Annotated in this window: 19 protein-coding genes; 5 read left to right on the top strand and 14 right to left on the bottom strand. The window is 58.8% G+C overall.

The annotated features are described in order from the left end of the window. Window positions 1-90: 90 nt before the first annotated feature. Window positions 91-354 carry a 30S ribosomal protein S20 gene (gene rpsT, locus PG900_RS09500; protein WP_005308808.1) on the top strand — a complete coding sequence of 88 codons (264 nt, stop codon included), beginning with the start codon at window positions 91-93 and terminating at the stop codon, window positions 352-354. A gap of 50 nt (window positions 355-404) precedes the next feature. Here the strand turns inward: rpsT and PG900_RS09505 are convergent, their stop codons facing one another. The 8 genes from PG900_RS09505 to rppH all read right to left on the bottom strand — a co-directional run bounded on the left by PG900_RS09505 (window position 405) and on the right by rppH (window position 8,004). After that, window positions 405-707 (bottom strand): ArsR/SmtB family transcription factor, encoded by a 303-nt coding sequence (locus PG900_RS09505; RefSeq protein WP_016349423.1) that lies wholly within the window; start codon window positions 705-707, stop codon window positions 405-407. A gap of 49 nt (window positions 708-756) precedes the next feature. Continuing rightward, window positions 757-1,689 carry a transcriptional activator NhaR gene (gene nhaR / locus PG900_RS09510; RefSeq protein WP_017409027.1) on the bottom strand — a complete coding sequence of 311 codons (933 nt, stop codon included), beginning with the start codon at window positions 1,687-1,689 and terminating at the stop codon, window positions 757-759. Further along, window positions 1,676-2,083, bottom strand: a complete 408-nt coding sequence (locus PG900_RS09515; protein WP_219255201.1) for a hypothetical protein — start codon at window positions 2,081-2,083, stop codon at window positions 1,676-1,678. Before PG900_RS09515 ends, nhaR begins: the two co-directional genes overlap by 14 nt. Next, window positions 2,080-3,270, bottom strand: coding sequence for a Na+/H+ antiporter NhaA (nhaA, locus tag PG900_RS09520; RefSeq protein WP_101614740.1), 1,191 nt, complete (start codon window positions 3,268-3,270; stop codon window positions 2,080-2,082). Before nhaA ends, PG900_RS09515 begins: the two co-directional genes overlap by 4 nt. A 226-nt stretch (window positions 3,271-3,496) precedes the next feature. Next, on the bottom strand, window positions 3,497-4,291 hold the full coding sequence (gene thyA, locus PG900_RS09525) for a thymidylate synthase (protein WP_270798078.1): 795 nt from the start codon (window positions 4,289-4,291) through the stop codon (window positions 3,497-3,499). Next, the gene (lgt, locus tag PG900_RS09530) at window positions 4,288-5,115 is read right to left on the bottom strand and encodes a prolipoprotein diacylglyceryl transferase (RefSeq protein ID WP_270798079.1); all 828 of its coding nucleotides are present in this window, start codon (window positions 5,113-5,115) and stop codon (window positions 4,288-4,290) included. Before lgt ends, thyA begins: the two co-directional genes overlap by 4 nt. A gap of 67 nt (window positions 5,116-5,182) precedes the next feature. After that, on the bottom strand, window positions 5,183-7,462 hold the full coding sequence (gene ptsP, locus PG900_RS09535) for a phosphoenolpyruvate--protein phosphotransferase (protein ID WP_024944576.1): 2,280 nt from the start codon (window positions 7,460-7,462) through the stop codon (window positions 5,183-5,185). A 14-nt stretch (window positions 7,463-7,476) separates the two neighbouring features. Further along, window positions 7,477-8,004 carry an RNA pyrophosphohydrolase gene (rppH, locus tag PG900_RS09540; protein WP_270798080.1) on the bottom strand — a complete coding sequence of 176 codons (528 nt, stop codon included), beginning with the start codon at window positions 8,002-8,004 and terminating at the stop codon, window positions 7,477-7,479. A gap of 733 nt (window positions 8,005-8,737) precedes the next feature. Between rppH and mutH the strand changes: the two genes are divergently transcribed. Continuing rightward, entirely contained in the window at window positions 8,738-9,412 is a 675-nt protein-coding gene (gene mutH, locus PG900_RS09545) for a DNA mismatch repair endonuclease MutH (RefSeq protein WP_016349416.1), read from the top strand. 82 nt (window positions 9,413-9,494) lie between these two features. Next, window positions 9,495-9,824 (top strand): isoamylase early set domain-containing protein, encoded by a 330-nt coding sequence (locus tag PG900_RS09550; RefSeq protein WP_011704632.1) that lies wholly within the window; start codon window positions 9,495-9,497, stop codon window positions 9,822-9,824. Between the two features lie 102 nt (window positions 9,825-9,926). Here the strand turns inward: PG900_RS09550 and rplS are convergent, their stop codons facing one another. The 5 genes from rplS to ffh form a co-directional block, all read right to left on the bottom strand. Next, window positions 9,927-10,274 carry a 50S ribosomal protein L19 gene (gene rplS / locus PG900_RS09555; RefSeq protein ID WP_005313505.1) on the bottom strand — a complete coding sequence of 116 codons (348 nt, stop codon included), beginning with the start codon at window positions 10,272-10,274 and terminating at the stop codon, window positions 9,927-9,929. Between the two features lie 32 nt (window positions 10,275-10,306). Further along, on the bottom strand, window positions 10,307-11,056 hold the full coding sequence (gene trmD / locus PG900_RS09560) for a tRNA (guanosine(37)-N1)-methyltransferase TrmD (RefSeq protein ID WP_011704631.1): 750 nt from the start codon (window positions 11,054-11,056) through the stop codon (window positions 10,307-10,309). Window positions 11,057-11,090: 34 nt separating this feature from the next. Further along, window positions 11,091-11,612, bottom strand: coding sequence for a ribosome maturation factor RimM (gene rimM, locus PG900_RS09565; RefSeq protein WP_011704630.1), 522 nt, complete (start codon window positions 11,610-11,612; stop codon window positions 11,091-11,093). A gap of 24 nt (window positions 11,613-11,636) precedes the next feature. After that, a complete protein-coding gene (rpsP, locus tag PG900_RS09570) occupies window positions 11,637-11,885 on the bottom strand; it encodes a 30S ribosomal protein S16 (RefSeq protein ID WP_005341383.1) in 249 nt (82 codons plus the stop codon). Window positions 11,886-12,069: 184 nt separating this feature from the next. After that, on the bottom strand, window positions 12,070-13,446 hold the full coding sequence (gene ffh, locus PG900_RS09575) for a signal recognition particle protein (protein WP_011704629.1): 1,377 nt from the start codon (window positions 13,444-13,446) through the stop codon (window positions 12,070-12,072). 285 nt (window positions 13,447-13,731) lie between these two features. On the opposite strand from ffh, the gene PG900_RS09580 reads away from it, so the two are divergent. Next, the gene (locus tag PG900_RS09580) at window positions 13,732-14,523 is read left to right on the top strand and encodes a cytochrome C assembly family protein (protein ID WP_011704628.1); all 792 of its coding nucleotides are present in this window, start codon (window positions 13,732-13,734) and stop codon (window positions 14,521-14,523) included. Between the two features lie 40 nt (window positions 14,524-14,563). Next, window positions 14,564-15,844 carry an HlyC/CorC family transporter gene (locus PG900_RS09585; protein ID WP_011704627.1) on the top strand — a complete coding sequence of 427 codons (1,281 nt, stop codon included), beginning with the start codon at window positions 14,564-14,566 and terminating at the stop codon, window positions 15,842-15,844. Between the two features lie 33 nt (window positions 15,845-15,877). Here PG900_RS09585 and PG900_RS09590 read toward each other — a convergent pair whose 3' ends face one another. Then, window positions 15,878-16,345 carry an Rrf2 family transcriptional regulator gene (locus tag PG900_RS09590; protein ID WP_011704626.1) on the bottom strand — a complete coding sequence of 156 codons (468 nt, stop codon included), beginning with the start codon at window positions 16,343-16,345 and terminating at the stop codon, window positions 15,878-15,880. Window positions 16,346-16,390: the final 45 nt, after the last annotated feature.

The following is a 16,390-nucleotide window of genomic DNA, read 5'->3' on the forward strand; positions in this document are numbered from 1 at the left end:
TTGCACAAATCATTTGACAATATGTGGTTGAGAAGGCATATTTCCGGGCCTTTTCAATACACTCGCTAAGACAGTTTTAGGAGTTTTACCTTGGCTAACATCAAATCTGCTAAGAAGCGCGCTCTTCAGTCAGAGAAACGTCGTCAGCACAACGCCAGCCGTCGTTCCATGACCCGTACCTACCTGAAGAAAGTCATCGCTGCCATCGCCTCCGGCGACAAGGCTGCCGCGACTGCCGCTTTCGCTGTTGCTCAGCCGATCATGGATCGTATGGCGACCAAAGGCCTGATCCACAAGAACAAAGCTGCTCGTCACAAGAGCCGCCTGTCTGCCCAGATCAAAGCTATGGCTTAATTCAGCATCTGCTGAACAAAGCTAAAAAAACCGGCCTTCGTGCCGGTTTTTTATTTCTGTTCGCTGCAGTACAACTTGTGCAGCAATCCTATCATCTCGCGCACCTCGTGGCTGCGCAGCGAATAGTAGACCGTCTGGGCCTCCTTACGCGTCTCCACCAGTTCATCCCGCCGCAACACAGCCAGATGCTGTGACAACGCCGACTGGCTCAAGCCCAGCCGCTCGTTGAGCTCGCCCACCGACAGCTCCCGCTCCAGCAGCTGACACAGGATAAACAAGCGCCGCTCGTTGGCCAGCGCCTTGAGCAGAGCGACCGCCCGGCTTGCATTTGCCTCCATCTCTTCCAGTTGCATCTCATTCCCTCTCGTTCGAGGCAAGAATCATACTCTGTGGCCCGTCGATTTAAAATGACAGGGTTGCCGGTTGAATCGTGGTGAAATCCTCCTGACCGGCAAACAGAAAGGAGAAATCGCTCTCGCATACCCGTTTTACCGCCGGATGCTGGATCATCCGTTCAGCGAAGATGACGTAGTACTCCTCCATCAGATCCTGGGTCTCCCCCAGCAGCATCACCTCCTCCCCTTCCAGGATCTCCTCCCGATAGATGGTAGGAGCCATGAAGATGCCCTGGTTGAAGAAGCCGAATGCCTTCATCAGGGCCGCATCGTCAAACTCGCCGAGGATGCTGGGCGATACGCCCTGCTGCTCGAACCACTGGGTCAGCTGGCGGCCCATGGCGGTGCGCCGGCCCGGGATCAGCAGCTTGCGTTCCTCCAGACAGGCGGGAAAAGGGAGCGACGGCAGTGGCGCCTTGCAGAAGAAGCTGACCCCGCAGCCACCGAGCCGCTTGGAGAGCAGGCCGGCGTGCTGGCTGGAGTCCACCGGGCAGTCCGACAGGATCATGTCGAGCTTGTGCTCGCTCAGCTGCTCCAGCAGCAGCTCATGTGTCGATTCGAAGCAGCGCAGGTGGATGGAGCCGTCGTTGGGGATGACGGAGAGCAGTACCCGGCTTGCAAGGCGTTTGGAGAGCGCATCGGCGATGCCGACGTCGAACAGGATCTGGCTCTCCTTGCGGTAGTTCACGATATCCAGCATCTCGTAGGAGAGGCTGAACATCTTGTCGGCATAGCGAAACACCAGCTGACCCAGCTCGGTAGCCTCGAGGGAGCGCCCTTTACGCATCAACAGCTTGCCGCCCAGGCGCTGCTCCAGCAGCTTGATCTGGCCGGTGACGGTCTGCGGGGTCAAGAAGAGGGCTTCCGCCGCTTGCGTGACGGAGCCCTTCTTCTGAGTCATCCAAAAATAGTAGAGGTGATTGTAGTTAAGGTGTGACATCCGATGGGGTTCCCGCGCTGCGCGGACTCCGGTAGCAACTGAGTTCAGCCGCCAGAATGTCATACATGTCGCTGATCGAGTCAACCTTGTTCGCGTCGAACTGAGCCTGCAGATGGGCCTTGAGGCGGGCCGGATCCGGCATCCGCTCCCCGCAGTAACGCTTGTTGGACTGTTTGACCCGCTCGCCGGCCCGGCTGCTCAGCGCCCGCTCGGCGAAGGTCTCGCCAAATTGGGCCTTGGCCTGCTTGTCCCCCAGCATCAGGGCGCTGTCGACCACCCCGTTGAGGTAGGCCGAGCAGCCGGCCGAGGCCGCATCCTGCTGGCAATCCTGCAGACTGCCAGCCCAGGCCGTCTGGCTCAGCACCAGCAAGGCCAGCCATCCTAGTCTTTTCATAACCCCTCCGTGCTTTGGTCGGCCTCCCGGTTCGGGAGCGCCATGCGCAGGGCGAGATAACCGACGATCGCCGCCAGGGTCGATCCCACCAGGATCCCGAGGCGCGAATAGCTGCCGTAATCCAACCCTCCGTGCTCGAAGGCCAGCGAGGCGATGAACATCGACATGGTAAAGCCGATGCCGCACAGGATGCTGACCGCGAAGATCTGTTTGAAATTGACCCCGTTGGGCAATTGGGCAATGCCGAGCTTCACCGCCAGCCAGCTGATGGTGAACACCCCGAGCGGCTTGCCGATGAACAGCCCCAGCATGATGCCGAGCGGCACCGGGCTCAGCAGGGCGGAAAGACCGATCCCCTCCAGCGACACCCCGGCATTGGCAAAGGCGAACAGCGGCAGGATCAGGTAGGCACTCCAGGGGTGCAGGGCATGCTCCAGTTGCTTGAGCGGCGAGGCATAGCGCTTGCCGTTGAGCGGGATCATGAAGCCCACGATGACCCCGGCCAGGGTCGCATGGACGCCTGACTTCAGCACCGCTACCCAGAGCACCAGCCCCACCAGCATGTAGAGGCTGATCCGATCCTCGCCGCGGCGGTTCATCCACAGCAGGGTCAGGGTCGCCAGGATGCCGATCGCCAGCGCCGTCAGCGACAGCTGCTGGGTGTAGAACAGCGCGATGATGATGATGACGCCCAGGTCATCCATGATGGCCAGCGCCAGCAGGAACACCTTGAGGCTGACCGGCACCCGCTTGCCCAGCAGCGCCATCACCCCGAGGGCGAAGGCAATGTCGGTGGCGGCGGGAATGGCCCAGCCGGCGCGCGCCACTTCATCCGAGTAGTTGAAGAAGGCATAGATGAGCGCGGGTGCCAGCATGCCGCCCACCGCAGCGATGGCCGGGAAGGTGGCCTGCACCCGGGAAGAGAGGGCCCCTTCCAGCATCTCGCGCTTCACCTCGAGGCCGACCAGCAGGAAGAAGATGGCCATGAAGCCATCGTTGATCCAGAGCAGCAGCGGCTTGTTGATGTCGAGGGCGGCGATGCGCACCTGCACCTGGGTATCGAGGAAGGCCTGATAGCTGCCGGCCAGGCCGCTGTTGGCCAGGATCATCGCCAGCATGGCCGCCATGATCAGAATTATTCCGGAGGCAGCCTCCAGCTTGAGGAACTTTTTGATTACGTCGCTCATGGTTAAATTATCCACAGTATTACTTTGTTTTGAGTCTATATCCCATAACAATTAATGGAAAATCGTTTCTTACTGCGAAATACAACGAGAAAACCGAAGGCAAAATCAAACATGTCTGCTATAAGCAGGTTTTCTCCCATACGGATATCACTCGAAGCCCAGTCATCAGAATGAATATCCTGTGGTTTTTATGCATAAAAAAGGCGCCTCATGGGCGCCTTTCACATCAGATGGCGACGGGCGCCTTGATGCCGGGATGGGGGTCGTAACCCTCTATCTCGAAATCCTCGAACTTGTAATCGAAGATGGAGTCCGGCTTGCGCTTGATCACCAGGGTCGGCAGCGGGCGCGGCTCGCGAGAGAGCTGCAGTGCGGTCTGCTCCATGTGGTTGGAGTAGAGGTGCACGTCACCACCGGTCCAGACGAAGTCGCCCACGTCCAGGTCACACTGATGGGCCATCATGTGGGTCAGCAGGGCGTAGCTGGCGATGTTGAACGGCAGGCCGAGGAACACGTCACAGCTGCGCTGGTAGAGCTGGCAGGAGAGCTTGCCGTCGGCCACATAGAACTGGAAGAAGGCGTGGCAGGGGGCCAGCGCCATCTTGTCCAGTTCGCCCACGTTCCAGGCGGAGACGATGATGCGGCGCGAATCCGGATTGTGCTTGATGTCGTCCACCGCCTTCTGGATCTGATCGATGACAGACCCGTCAGCCGCCGGCCAGGAGCGCCACTGGGCGCCATATACCGGCCCCAGATCGCCGTTCTCGTCGGCCCACTCGTCCCAGATGCTGACGCCGTGCTCTTTCAGGTAGGCGGTGTTGGTATCGCCATTGAGGAACCACAGCAGCTCGTGAATGATGGAGCGCAGGTGGCACTTCTTGGTGGTGACCAGCGGGAAGCCTTCCGCCAGATTGAAGCGCATCTGATGGCCGAACAGGGAGACGGTGCCGGTACCGGTACGGTCGGATTTGACGGTCCCTTCATCGAGGATCTTCTGCATCAGGTCGAGATAGGCTCTCATTGCTTTGCCTCCTTGACGCGGTTACCGAACAGCTGCGGTCGCTTGTAGGCAACCCAGATCATCAGGGCACCGATGATGATCATCGGGGTGGAGAGGATCTGGCCCATGCTGATCTCCTGGAAGTAGAGACCGAGCTGGCTGTCCGGCTGGCGCACGAACTCCACCAGGAAGCGGAACAGGCCGTAGAACAGCAGGAACATGCCGGAGATGGCGCCACGGGGTGGGTTCTTGCGCCAGAACAGGTTGAGGATGATGAACAGCACCACCCCTTCCAGCGCGAACTGATAGAGCTGGGATGGGTGGCGTGGCTCAGGACCTGCCTCCGGGAAGATGATGGCCCAGGGCACATCGGTGACCCGGCCCCACAGCTCACCGTTGAGGAAGTTGCCGATGCGACCGACGCCGAGGCCGAACGGAATGAGCGGTGCCACGAAGTCAGCCACGGTGAAGAAGTGGCGGTTGGTCTTGTGGGCAAACCAGACCATGGCGGTGATGACCCCGATCAGGCCGCCGTGGAACGACATGCCACCGGTCCAGATCTTGAACAGGTAGAGGGGATCGGCCAGGAACATGTCGAAGTTGTAGAACAGCACGTAACCGACCCGGCCACCCAGGATCACCCCGAGGAAGCCGTAAAACAGCAGGTCCGAGACCTCGTTGCGGGTCCAGCCACTGTTCGGCGCATCCGCGCGGCGCCCCGCCAGCCACATGGCAAAGGCGAAACCAAACAGGTACATGAGACCATACCAGCGTACCGATAGTGGTCCCAAACTGAATGCTACGGGATCAATCTGCGAGAAAACCCAATATCCATCGTGCTGCATATGCGGCCCCAGTCATAAGAAAAGCCGCATTTTCCGATCATTCGTCAGCAGGGACAAGGCATGATTATCAATCAGTCTGTTTCGTTTTGTGACCGGCGCGCAGCAAACCGCCCAGGCCGTGCTCTTCCAGATAGCGGGCAAACAGGCCGCGCAGCACGTGCGGGTTGTCGTGCTTGAGGCCATCCGTCAGCAGTACCGTCAGTTCGCTCAGGGTGGACTGACGCAGCACGTACTTGATGCGGGCAATGTTGTGTGTGTTCATGCTGAAGCGGCGATAGCCCATGGCCAGCAACAGCAGCACCCCGACCGGATCACCGGCCAGCTCGCCACACACCGACACCGGCTTCTGGTAACGATGGGAGGCATCGACCAGCAGTTGCAGGGCGCGGATCACCGCCGGATGGAAGGCATCGTAGATGTTGGCGACCCTGGCGTTGTTGCGATCTACCGCCAGCAGGTACTGGGTCAGATCGTTGCTGCCCACCGACCAGAAATCGATGAGCGGCGCCATTTCGGGCAGGATGTAGAGTGCGGAGGGCACCTCGATCATCACCCCCAGGCTAGGATAGCGGATCACCGCCTCACGGCTGGCCGCCTCTTCCGACACTTCCCGCCAGGCCTGATCCAGCAGGCGGCGGGAGGCCTTGATTTCGCTGACGCTGCTGATCATTGGCAGCATGATGGCCAGATTGTCCAGCCCTTCGCTGGCCCGCAGCATCGCCTTGAGCTGCACCAGGAACAGTTCGGGGTGATCCAGGGTAAGCCGGATCCCCCGCCAGCCAAGGAAGGGATTTTCCTCGACGATGGGGAAATAGGGCAGCTGCTTGTCGCCGCCCACGTCCAGGGTGCGCATGCAGACCGGCCGATTGCGGTAGGTCTCCAGAATGCCGCGATAACGGGCGGTCTGCTCCCACTCGGAGGGGAAGCTGTCCTGCAGCATGAAGGGAATTTCGGTGCGATAGAGGCCGACCCCGTCCGCCAGCTGATTGAGGGATATTTCGGTGTCGGCACTGAGCCCGGCGTTGAGCAGCAGGGAGACAGGCACGCCGTCGGCCGTCTCGGAGGGCTGGTTGTCGACGCTGCGCACCAGAGTATCGAGCGCCCGCTCCTCGCTCAGCAGCTGGCGGTACTCGGTCAGGATCACCTGATTGGGTTCGATGAAGAGATCACCGCTGTAGCCATCGACCACCAGCATGCGACCGCCGATGTCGCCGAGCGGCAGATCCACCCCCATGATGGCCGCCACCCCCATGGCGCGAGCCAGAATGGCGGCGTGGGAGTTGGTGCCCCCCTTGAGCGACACCACCCCGGTCAGAAACTCGCGGGGAACTTCGGCCAGGATGGTGGCGGTCACCTCGTCGGCGACCAGCACCACCGGCTCGCCGATGGCGATATGCTCTGGCTCGTTTTGCACCAGCCGGCTGATGAGCCGCTGGGCAATGTCCTTCACATCGGTGGAGCGCTCCTGCAGGTAGGGATCCTTCATCCCCTTGAACTGATCGATCAGCCGGTCACTGATGAGCTTGACCGCCGATACCGCCGTCCAGTGCTCCTTGCTCACCTTGTTGCGAATGGGCTTGATGTAGCCCGGATCGTTCAGCAGATGCAGGTAGATGTCGAAGATGGCGACCGAGTCCTGGCTGTAGCTCTCGCGAAACCGCAGTGCCAGGCTCTCCAGATCGTGGCGTACCTCCTCCACCGCCACATTCAGCCGTTCCAGCTGTCTGGCGTGATCCTCATCCTTGCGCGGGGTGATGGAGTTGAGCTCCTTGCGCGGCCGCCACACCCAGGCCTTGGCCATGGCGATGCCGCTGGCACCGGCAATACCGCGCAGCGGCTTGCTCCAGTCGGTCTTCTGCAACCAGCCCTTGGCCTGGGCCTGGGCGATCCGGGCCGCCAGCTGGGCCGCCAGGGTCACCATGAAGGACTCTTCCCCCTCATCGAAGAGGCGGCTCTCCTTCTGCTGCACCACCAGAATGCCCACCACCTGACGCTGATGCATGATGGGGGCGCCGAGGAAGGAGCGAAACGCCTCTTCGGCCACATCGGGCAGGAACTTGAAGCTGGGATGGGAGGGGGCATCGGCCAGGTTGATCAGCTCTTCCCGCTGACCCACCAGACCGACGATGCCCTGCTCGAACGGCAGGGTGGCCTTGCCCACCGCCGACTCGGCCAGACCATCGGTCGCGGCTAGCCGGTAGCGGCGCATCTCGGGTTCTGAGACATAAACGGAACAGCAGTCCACCATCATGGCCAGCCGGGTCTGGCTGACCAGTGCCTGCAAGGCCAGCTCGAGGGTATTGGCCTCGGCCATGCTTTCGACGATGCGTCTGAGTTCCGTTAACAACTAATCTGTGCTCCTTAACGGGGGCGATTGCGCCGCCCATCCTTCTTGTTGACCTGAACTGCCGGCACCGGCATCGCCAGCGGGGCAAACTCCTTCATTACCCGTCGATAGACTTCCCGCTTGAAGGAGACGACCTGACGGACCGGATACCAGAAGCTGACCCAACGCCAGTCATCAAACTCGGGATGACCATGACAGCCGAACTGGATCCTGGACTCCCTGCCCGAATCCAACTGCAGCAAGAACCATTTTTGTTTTTGGCCAATACAGACCGGTGAACTGTCCCAACGAACGAGGCGTTTGGGCAAGCGGTACTTCAGCCAGTTGCGACTGGTGGCCATGATGGTCACATCTTCGGGCTTGAGGCCTATCTCCTCATACAGCTCACGATACATGGCCTGCTCCGGCGTCTCACCATCATCAACCCCTCCCTGCGGAAACTGCCAGGAGTGCTGCCCATAGCGCTTAGCCCACAATACTTGTCCGTCACGGTTACAGATCACGATTCCGACATTGGGACGAAACCCGTCGCCATCTATCACGTGATCACCTTATAAAGGCTGAATCTATAAGGGGATTGTTCCACATTCACCTCGTGGCAGCAAACAGGGACTGCGATCCCCCACTCATGAATAACTTTCAATTTCAAGCCGACTTATAAACAAATCCAAGGATCAACTGGACCAAGTTGCCCACCCAGACTGTGCATAAGCCTGTGAGCAAGCAGGTATATACAGTAGTTTCATTTATCTGTTCCAAACCAAGCGACAGCATACCCCATGTTGATAAAAACAGAATATGTATTTAAATACATGATGTTAAACAATCAATGCTGGATCAAGATCCATGTCTTTCACGGCCGGCGATCCGGGATCTCGATTGTGAACAAGTTCGACTGTTCAAAGATCCACCACGGCTATTTTATCCACAGGGGTGGCACACTATCTGCGCTGGAATCGCCGTTGAAATCGGTGCTGTTTCACATTTTTTTGTAACAATGAGCCAACTATTAGCACTTGCCGGCAGTTATCCAAGATTTCTGTGGATAACTGTGTGCAACAGCGCGAGCAAACCCTTGGACAACTATTTTGAGCCTGGATCCTGCCGGTCAATGACCGACGGCATAGAGACAAATTTGTTTAAAATCATTATGATAAGTACTTACTCACAAAACAGCCCCCCCTGTGCATACCCCTGCCAGGATCGGTTATAAAAACAGCGATCCTCAGCGAGGATCAGAGTTGCTAGAATAATTCCCCTTTGCAGGAGTGACCCATGCCCACCAACCCCCAGTCCGAGCAGGAATTGCTGGCCCGCGCCTATGCCATGGCGGGCTTCACGCTGGCCCAGCTGGCCGCCACGGCCGGCATCGCCGTGCCGGCGGATCTGCGTCGTGACAAGGGCTGGGTTGGTCAGCTGATCGAGTGGCAGCTGGGGGCCAGCGCCGGCAGCAAGCCCGAACAGGACTTCCCGGATCTCGGCATCGAACTCAAGACGATCCCCATCGATCCTCAGGGCAAACCGCTGGAGACCACCTTCGTCTGCGTGGCACCGCTGATCGGTGTCAGCGGCCAGCAGTGGGAACAGTCCAATGTGCGCAACAAGCTATCCCGCGTGCTCTGGATCCCGGTGGAGGGCAGCCGCGAGATCCCCATCGGTGAGCGCCGGATCGGCATGCCGCTGTTGTGGAGTCCGAATGAAGAGGAGGAGCGGCTGCTGCGCCAGGACTGGGAAGAGCTGATGGACATGATAGTGCTGGGAGAGGTGGAGCAGATCAGCGCCCGCCACGGCCAGGTGCTGCAACTGCGCCCCAAGGCGGCCAACAACAAGGCTCTGACCCGGGCCATCGGCCGCAATGGCCAGCCGATCATGACCCTACCGCGCGGCTTTTACCTCAAGATAGGCTTTACCCACGGGCTGCTGCAGCGCCACTTTGCCCTGCCCGCTTGATCTCGGTTATCAACATCCTTGTCATAAAGTGATATAAAAATAGCCAGAAGCTATTTCTTCGCAATCAGGACAAGGAGGCGTCATGCCGATCAACAAGCAATTTCTCAAGTCCCGCCCCGAGGTCAAGGTGACCTTTGCTGTGGAAAAAGAGGCCGCAGGAGAGGCCGAGCAGGTGCTGTTGCTGGGGGAGTTCAGCCAGTGGCAACCCATCGAGCTCAAGCGGATGAAGAGCGGTGAGTTCAAGACCACCCTCAATCTGCCGACCGACGGTCCCGCTCATTTCGAGTACTGCTACCAGCTGGTGCAACCCAACGGGGAGACCCACTACGACAACGACTGGGCGGCGGATGACTACGTGCCCGGCCCCTTCGGACGGGACAACTCGGTGGTGCGGGTCAGCCAGCCAGGTTGAGCCGACACACCCGAAGCGGATACAAAAAAGGCTCGCCATTGGCGAGCCTTTTCACTACCTGTCGAGCTTTTCGCCGACATACCGACACCAATTCGAATCGGATTAGTTGAGCTTCTCTTTGATACGAGCAGCTTTGCCGGACAGGTTGCGCAGGTAGTACAGTTTGGCGCGGCGAACATCACCACGACGCTTCAGTTCTACACTGTGGATCAGCGGAGAGTGAGTCTGGAATACACGCTCAACACCTTCGCCGTTGGAGATCTTGCGAACGGTGAAAGCAGAGTGCAGACCGCGGTTACGCTTGGCAATAACGATGCCTTCGAAAGCCTGCAGACGCTCTTTACCACCTTCTTTAACACGAACTTGAACACGTACGGTGTCGCCCTGGGCAAAAGCCGGGATGTCGGTACGCAGTTGCTCTTGTTCAAGCTGCTGAATAATCTTGCTCATTGTCTTTCCTTACCTAGGATAAACTGAAAACTCTACTTAACGCTGTCACGCACTTCGCGGACATACTCGGCAAGAAGTGATTCTTGCTCGTCAGTCAGAGCTAGGTTGTTAATAAGTTCCGGCCTTCTCTGCCAGGTTCGTCCGAGCGATTGCTTGAGCCGCCAGCGCCGAATCACTTCGTGATTGCCGCTTGTCAGCGCCTCTGGCACCGCCAATCCATCCAACAACTCCGGCCGAGTGTAGTGGGGATGATCCAGCAGGCCATCCGTGAAGGAGTCCTGCTCGGCACTGGCCTGATCGCCCAAAACCCCAGGGACCAGACGCGAAACCGCATCGATCAGGGTCATGGCAGGCAACTCGCCACCACTTAACACGTAATCCCCGATAGACCACTCTTCGTCGACTTCGGTTTGTATCACGCGTTCATCGATACCTTCGTATCGACCGGCGACCAGAATCAGTTTCTGATTCGTCGCCAACTCGGTCACGCCCGCTTGAGTCAGCTTGCGTCCCTGAGGAGAGAGATAGATGACTTTCGCTCCGTCTCCCGCCGCTTGCTTGGCTGCATGAATCGCGTCACGCAGCGGCTGAACCATCATTAACATGCCGGGCCCACCACCATAAGGACGATCATCGACCGTACGGTGTTTGTCGTGGGTAAAGTCCCGGGGGTTCCAGCACTCAATCTGCAGCAGGCCACTCTTGACGGCCCGACCCGTTACCCCGTGCTCGGTAATGGCTCGGAACATTTCAGGGAAGAGGCTAATCACCCCAATCCACATAAGAAACCTCCGGCACCCGTGTTAGCGCGGGAAACTAGAAACCAGGATCCCAATCAACTTCGATTGTTCGAGCAGTCAGATCAATGTTCTTGATCACCTGCTCTTCCAGGAACGGAATCAACCGCTCCTTCGCACCAAAGGCATCTTTTACATTGGCCTCAACCACCAACACATCGTTGGAGCCGGTTTCCATCAATTCGGTCACCTTGCCCAGGTCGTATCCCTTGGTGGTCACTACCGAGCAACCAATCAGGTCACGCCAGTAGAACTCGCCCTCAGGCAACGCAGGCAACAGATCGGCGGCTACGCCAATCTCGACATTGGTCAATGCCAGGGCATCCTCGCGCACGTCGATACCATCGAGTTTGCAGATCAGACCCTTGTTGTGACGCTTCCAGGATGAAACCTGAATTTCACGCCACACCCCGTTCTGATTGATCAGCCAGGGGTTGTAATCGAAAATCGCTTCGGCAACATCGGTGAAGGAGTTCACTTTAAGCCAGCCCTTGATGCCGTAAACGGTACCCAGGGTGCCCAGAACTACAGGTTTTTCCACCTTAACTCCTTACCGTTTGGCTGATTAAGCAGCTTTGGCAGCGTCTTTGATCAGCTTGGCAACGCGGTCAGAAACAGCGGCACCAGTACCAACCCAATGCTCGATGCGAGCCAGGTCCAGGTTCAGCTTTTCAGCGTTACCAGAAGCAACCGGGTTGAAGAAACCAACGCGCTCGATGAAACGACCGTCACGGGCGTTACGGCTGTCAGCAACTACTACCTGGTAGAACGGACGCTTTTTCGCGCCACCACGTTGTAAACGAATGGTTACCATATCGTCCTCATTAACATCTAATGAACAAGGCCCGCAAACACGCGGACCCTAGCTTAAAATAAGCCGCGTAATTCTACTTGGATTCGTAATAATTGCAACCAAGCCAGCCATTTTTTGCACAAGCGGCCCCATGAAAAGGGCCCACCCATGGTGAGCCCTTGACGTGTGCATGACGACCCGGCAATCAGAAGGGGCCGCGGCCACCACCGAATCCCGGCGGCAGCATGTTCTTCATCTGCCCCATCATCTTGCGCATGCCACCCTTGCCGGACATCTTCTTCATCATCCGCTGCATCTCGGTGAACTGCTTGAGCAGCTTGTTCACATCCTGCACCTGCATGCCCGAGCCTGCAGCGATACGACGCTTGCGAGAGCCCTTGATGAGGTCGGGATGGGCACGCTCCTTGGGCGTCATGGAGCTGATGATGGCCTCCATCCGCACAGTGAGCTTGTCATCCATCTGATCCTTGATGTTGTCCGGCAGGCCGGACATGCCCGGCAGCTTGTCGAGCATGCCCATCATGCCGCCCATGTTGCGCATCTGGGCCAGCTGCTCGCGGAAATCTTCCAGATCGAAGCCCTTGCCGCTCTTGACCTTGCTGGCCAGCTTGGCCGCCTTCTCTTTATCGACGTTGCGCTCCACCTCTTCGATGAGAGAGAGCACGTCGCCCATGCCGAGGATGCGGGAGGCCAGACGATCCGGGTGGAACGGCTCCAGCGCATCGGTCTTCTCGCCCATACCGATGAACTTGACCGGCTTGCCGGTGATGTGGCGCACCGACAGGGCGGCACCACCGCGGGCATCACCGTCCGCCTTGGTGAGGATCACGCCGGTGAGCGGCAGCGCCTCGTTGAAGGCCTTGGCGGTGTTGGCGGCATCCTGACCGGTCATGGCATCCACCACGAACAGGGTCTCGACTGGCTTGATGGTAGCGTGGAGATGTTTGATCTCGTCCATCATGTCGCTGTCGACGTGCAGGCGGCCGGCGGTATCGACGATCACCACGTCATAGAACTTCTTGCGCGCCTGATCGATGGCCGCATTGGCAATGTCGACCGGCTTCTGGCTGGCATCGCTCGGGAAGAAGTCCACACCGATGTCATTGGCCAGGGTTTCCAGCTGTTTGATCGCCGCCGGACGATAGACGTCGGCACTGACTACCAGCACCTTTTTCTTGCTGCGCTCTTTGAGCAGCTTGGCCAGCTTGCCAACCGTGGTGGTTTTACCGGCACCCTGCAGACCCGCCATCAGGATGATGGCCGGTGGCTGGGCTGCCAAGTTGAGCTGCTCGTTGGCCTCCCCCATCACGGAAACCAGTTCGCCATGCACAATCTTGATGAAGGCCTGGCCCGGGCTCAGCGACTTGGCCACTTCCTGGCCAACCGCCCGCTCCTTGACGCGAGCCACGAAGTCACGCACCACCGGCAGGGCGACGTCCGCCTCGAGCAGCGCCATGCGAACTTCGCGCAGGGTCTCTTTGATGTTCTCTTCGGTCAGACGACCACGGCCGCTGACATTGCGCAGGGTGCGCGAGAGTCGTTCAGTCAAATTCTCAAACATGACGCATTCCGGTTCTTGGCGTAACAAATGGGGGCATTATACCTCAGCCGGCGCAATGAGGACGATTATTCGCCGCACACGACGGTGACCTGCCCTCAAAAGGGCAGGCACAATGAACCCAGGCTGGTATTTCGGCCGGTGCCGGCGCGCCTTCTGGTGCGCGTCGCTGCGGCAGACTGCTGCCTATATATGGGCGGATCGGCGGCTGCACAACTGGCGAGCACATCTTGTGCAAGGTATACTGCCCTTCCTATTCCCAATCGCTTGCTCGACAACGACCCGGTTATGATCGTGATCTCTGTTCTGGCCCTGGCGTTCTATTTGCTGGCCATCATTGCCTCTCTGCACCTGCTGCTCAGTGCCAAACCAGTGGGACAAGCCCCCCTGTTTGCCTGTATCGGACTGGCCCTGATCGCCCATGGCACCGCCGTGGCCGGCGAAGTGCTGGTGACTCACTCCGGCCAGAACCTGAGCATGCTCAACGTGGCCTCGCTGGTCAGCCTCATCATCAGCTGCTTCATGACCTGCGTCACCCGCCGCTTCAACGGCTGGATCCTGCTGCCGGTGGTCTACAGCTTCTCGGCCCTGCTGCTGGCCGCCAGCGCCCTCATTCCCGGTCGCTACATCACCCATCTGGAGGCCCATCCCCAGCTGCTGTTGCACATTGGTCTGGCGCTGATGGCCTACTCGGTATTGATGATCGCCTGCCTGTTTGCACTGCAGCTCGCCTGTCTGGACCGGCAGCTCAAATCGCGCAAGATCAGCCAGCTGCCCGCCATGCCGCCTCTGATGACGGTGGAGAAGCGGCTGTTCCAGCTCATCTCGGCGGGTCTGTTCCTGCTGACTCTCTCCATTGCCTCCGGCCTGTTCTTCCTCGAAGACATGTTCGCCCAGGGCAAATCCCACAAGGCCATCCTCTCGATCCTGGCCTGGTGCGTCTACGTGCTGCTGCTGTGGGGCCACCATACCCGTGGCTGGCGCGGTCGCAAGGTCATCACCCTGAGCCTGATCGGCAGCTTCATTCTGACCCTGGCCTATTTTGGCAGCCGGTTCGTCAAAGAAGTCTTGTTGAGCTGACCGCTACCCTTTTTATCACCCACTCCCACAGGAGCCCTTCTTGGACAGTATCTCAACGAGTACATTGCTGATTGTTCTCGTTATCTTGATCCTCTTGTCTGCTTTTTTCTCCAGTTCCGAAACCGGCATGATGTCCCTCAACCGCTACAAGTTGCGGCATCTGGCCCAGACCAAACACAAGGCCGCCCGCCGGGTAGAAAAGCTGCTCTCTCGCCCGGATCGCCTGCTGGGGCTGATCCTGATCGGCAACAACCTGGTCAACATCCTCGCCTCGGCCATCGCCACCATCGTCTGCATCCGCGTCTTCGGCGATCTCGGGGTGGCCATCGCCACCTTCGGCCTGACCCTGATCGTGCTGGTGTTTGGTGAAGTGACCCCCAAGACCCTGGCGGCCATGTTCCCGGAGAAGATTGCCTACCCGGCCTCCTGGGTGCTCAAGGGGCTGATGGTGCCGCTCTCGCCGCTGGTCTGGCTGATCAACGGCATCACCAGCGGCCTGCTCAAGCTGCTGCGGCTCAACCCCAGCAAGGATGACGCCCTCAATACCGAGGAGCTGCGTACCATCGTCAACGAGGCCGGCAGCCTCATCCCCCAGCGCCATCAGGAGATGCTGCTCAGCATTCTGGATCTGGACAAGATGACGGTGGAGCACATCATGGTGCCGCGCAGCGAGATCTACGCCATCGACATCAACGATGACTGGAAAACCATACTGCGCCAGCTGGCCCACTGCGCCCACACCAAGATCCTGCTTTATCGCGACAACATAGACGACGTGGTGGGCTTTCTGCACGCCCGCGACGCACTGAGGCTGATGGCCAGGGATCAGTTCAACAAGTCGAGCCTGCTGCGAGAGGTGGACGAGATCTACTTCATCCCGGAGGGAACGCCGCTCAACGTGCAGCTGGCCAAGTTCCAGCGCAACAAGGAGCGGATCGGCCTCATCGTTGACGAGTACGGCGACATTCAGGGACTGATCACCCTGGACGACATTCTGGAAGAGATAGTGGGCGACTTCACCACCTCCATGACCCCCGCTCCCAGCGACGAGATTCACCCCCAGCCGGACGGCTCCTTCCTGGTGGAGGGCTCCGCCAGCATCCGTGAGCTGAACAAGGAGATGAGCTGGCAACTGCCCATCGACGGGCCCAGAACACTCAATGGCGCCATCCTGGAATACCTGGAGGAGATTCCCCAGCCCAACATCAGCCTGCGGCTGGCCGGTTACCCCATCGAGATCCTGGAAGTGGAGAACAACATGGTGAAGATGGCGCGGATCATGCCTGATTTATACCGTAACGAGTCTGGCTTTGAAGATTGAAAAAAGGCTGCCACTGGCAGCCTTTTTTCTTGCTCACTCGCTCTCTTCATCCGGCTCCAGCACCAGAGTCGGAATCAATTCGCCAAATACCTTCTGCAGCTCGTCGCGATTGGCCAGCAGGTCTTGCAGGGTATAGCTGTCCATCACCGCCAGAAAGGCGTTCATCGCCTCCTTCAGGGCATTCTTCAGCAGACAGACCGAGACGATGTGGCAGGCCGGCGAGCCGCAATCTATCCCGTCCAGATTCCCTTCCAGCGCCCGGATCACCTGACCGATGTTGACGGTCTCCGGCGCACAAGCCATGCGGATCCCGCCATTCTTGCCGCGCTGGGACTGCAGATAGCCCAGTTTCACCAGCTGGTTCACCACCTTCACCATGTGATTGCGGGAGACGTCATACAAGGCGGAGACCTTGGCCACGCTCGACAATTCGCCCTCCGGCAGGGTCGCCAGATAGAGCAGGGCTCTCAATCCAAAATCGGTATAGCTAGTTAGTCTCATAGTGCCTGTGGCGCATCGCGCGGAAATTGATTATTGATTCAGATC

Origin of the sequence: Aeromonas sp. QDB03, from assembly GCF_027707985.1 — a bacterium.
In the GTDB taxonomy this organism is placed as follows: domain Bacteria; phylum Pseudomonadota; class Gammaproteobacteria; order Enterobacterales; family Aeromonadaceae; genus Aeromonas; species Aeromonas hydrophila.

Excerpts from the sequence above, each read along its gene's own strand:
- PG900_RS09505 (WP_016349423.1), bottom strand. The coding sequence starts at position 707 with ATGCAACTGGAAGAGATGGAGGCAAATGCAAGCCGGGCGGTCGCTCTG.
- nhaR (WP_017409027.1), bottom strand. The coding sequence starts at position 1,689 with ATGTCACACCTTAACTACAATCACCTCTACTATTTTTGGATGACTCAG.
- PG900_RS09515 (WP_219255201.1), bottom strand. The coding sequence starts at position 2,083 with ATGAAAAGACTAGGATGGCTGGCCTTGCTGGTGCTGAGCCAGACGGCC.
- nhaA (WP_101614740.1), bottom strand. The coding sequence starts at position 3,270 with ATGAGCGACGTAATCAAAAAGTTCCTCAAGCTGGAGGCTGCCTCCGGA.
- thyA (WP_270798078.1), bottom strand. The coding sequence starts at position 4,291 with ATGAGAGCCTATCTCGACCTGATGCAGAAGATCCTCGATGAAGGGACC.
- lgt (WP_270798079.1), bottom strand. The coding sequence starts at position 5,115 with ATGCAGCACGATGGATATTGGGTTTTCTCGCAGATTGATCCCGTAGCA.
- mutH (WP_016349416.1), top strand. The coding sequence starts at position 8,738 with ATGCCCACCAACCCCCAGTCCGAGCAGGAATTGCTGGCCCGCGCCTAT.
- PG900_RS09550 (WP_011704632.1), top strand. The coding sequence starts at position 9,495 with ATGCCGATCAACAAGCAATTTCTCAAGTCCCGCCCCGAGGTCAAGGTG.
- rplS (WP_005313505.1), bottom strand. The coding sequence starts at position 10,274 with ATGAGCAAGATTATTCAGCAGCTTGAACAAGAGCAACTGCGTACCGAC.
- trmD (WP_011704631.1), bottom strand. The coding sequence starts at position 11,056 with ATGTGGATTGGGGTGATTAGCCTCTTCCCTGAAATGTTCCGAGCCATT.
- rpsP (WP_005341383.1), bottom strand. The coding sequence starts at position 11,885 with ATGGTAACCATTCGTTTACAACGTGGTGGCGCGAAAAAGCGTCCGTTC.
- ffh (WP_011704629.1), bottom strand. The coding sequence starts at position 13,446 with ATGTTTGAGAATTTGACTGAACGACTCTCGCGCACCCTGCGCAATGTC.
- PG900_RS09580 (WP_011704628.1), top strand. The coding sequence starts at position 13,732 with ATGATCGTGATCTCTGTTCTGGCCCTGGCGTTCTATTTGCTGGCCATC.
- PG900_RS09590 (WP_011704626.1), bottom strand. The coding sequence starts at position 16,345 with ATGAGACTAACTAGCTATACCGATTTTGGATTGAGAGCCCTGCTCTAT.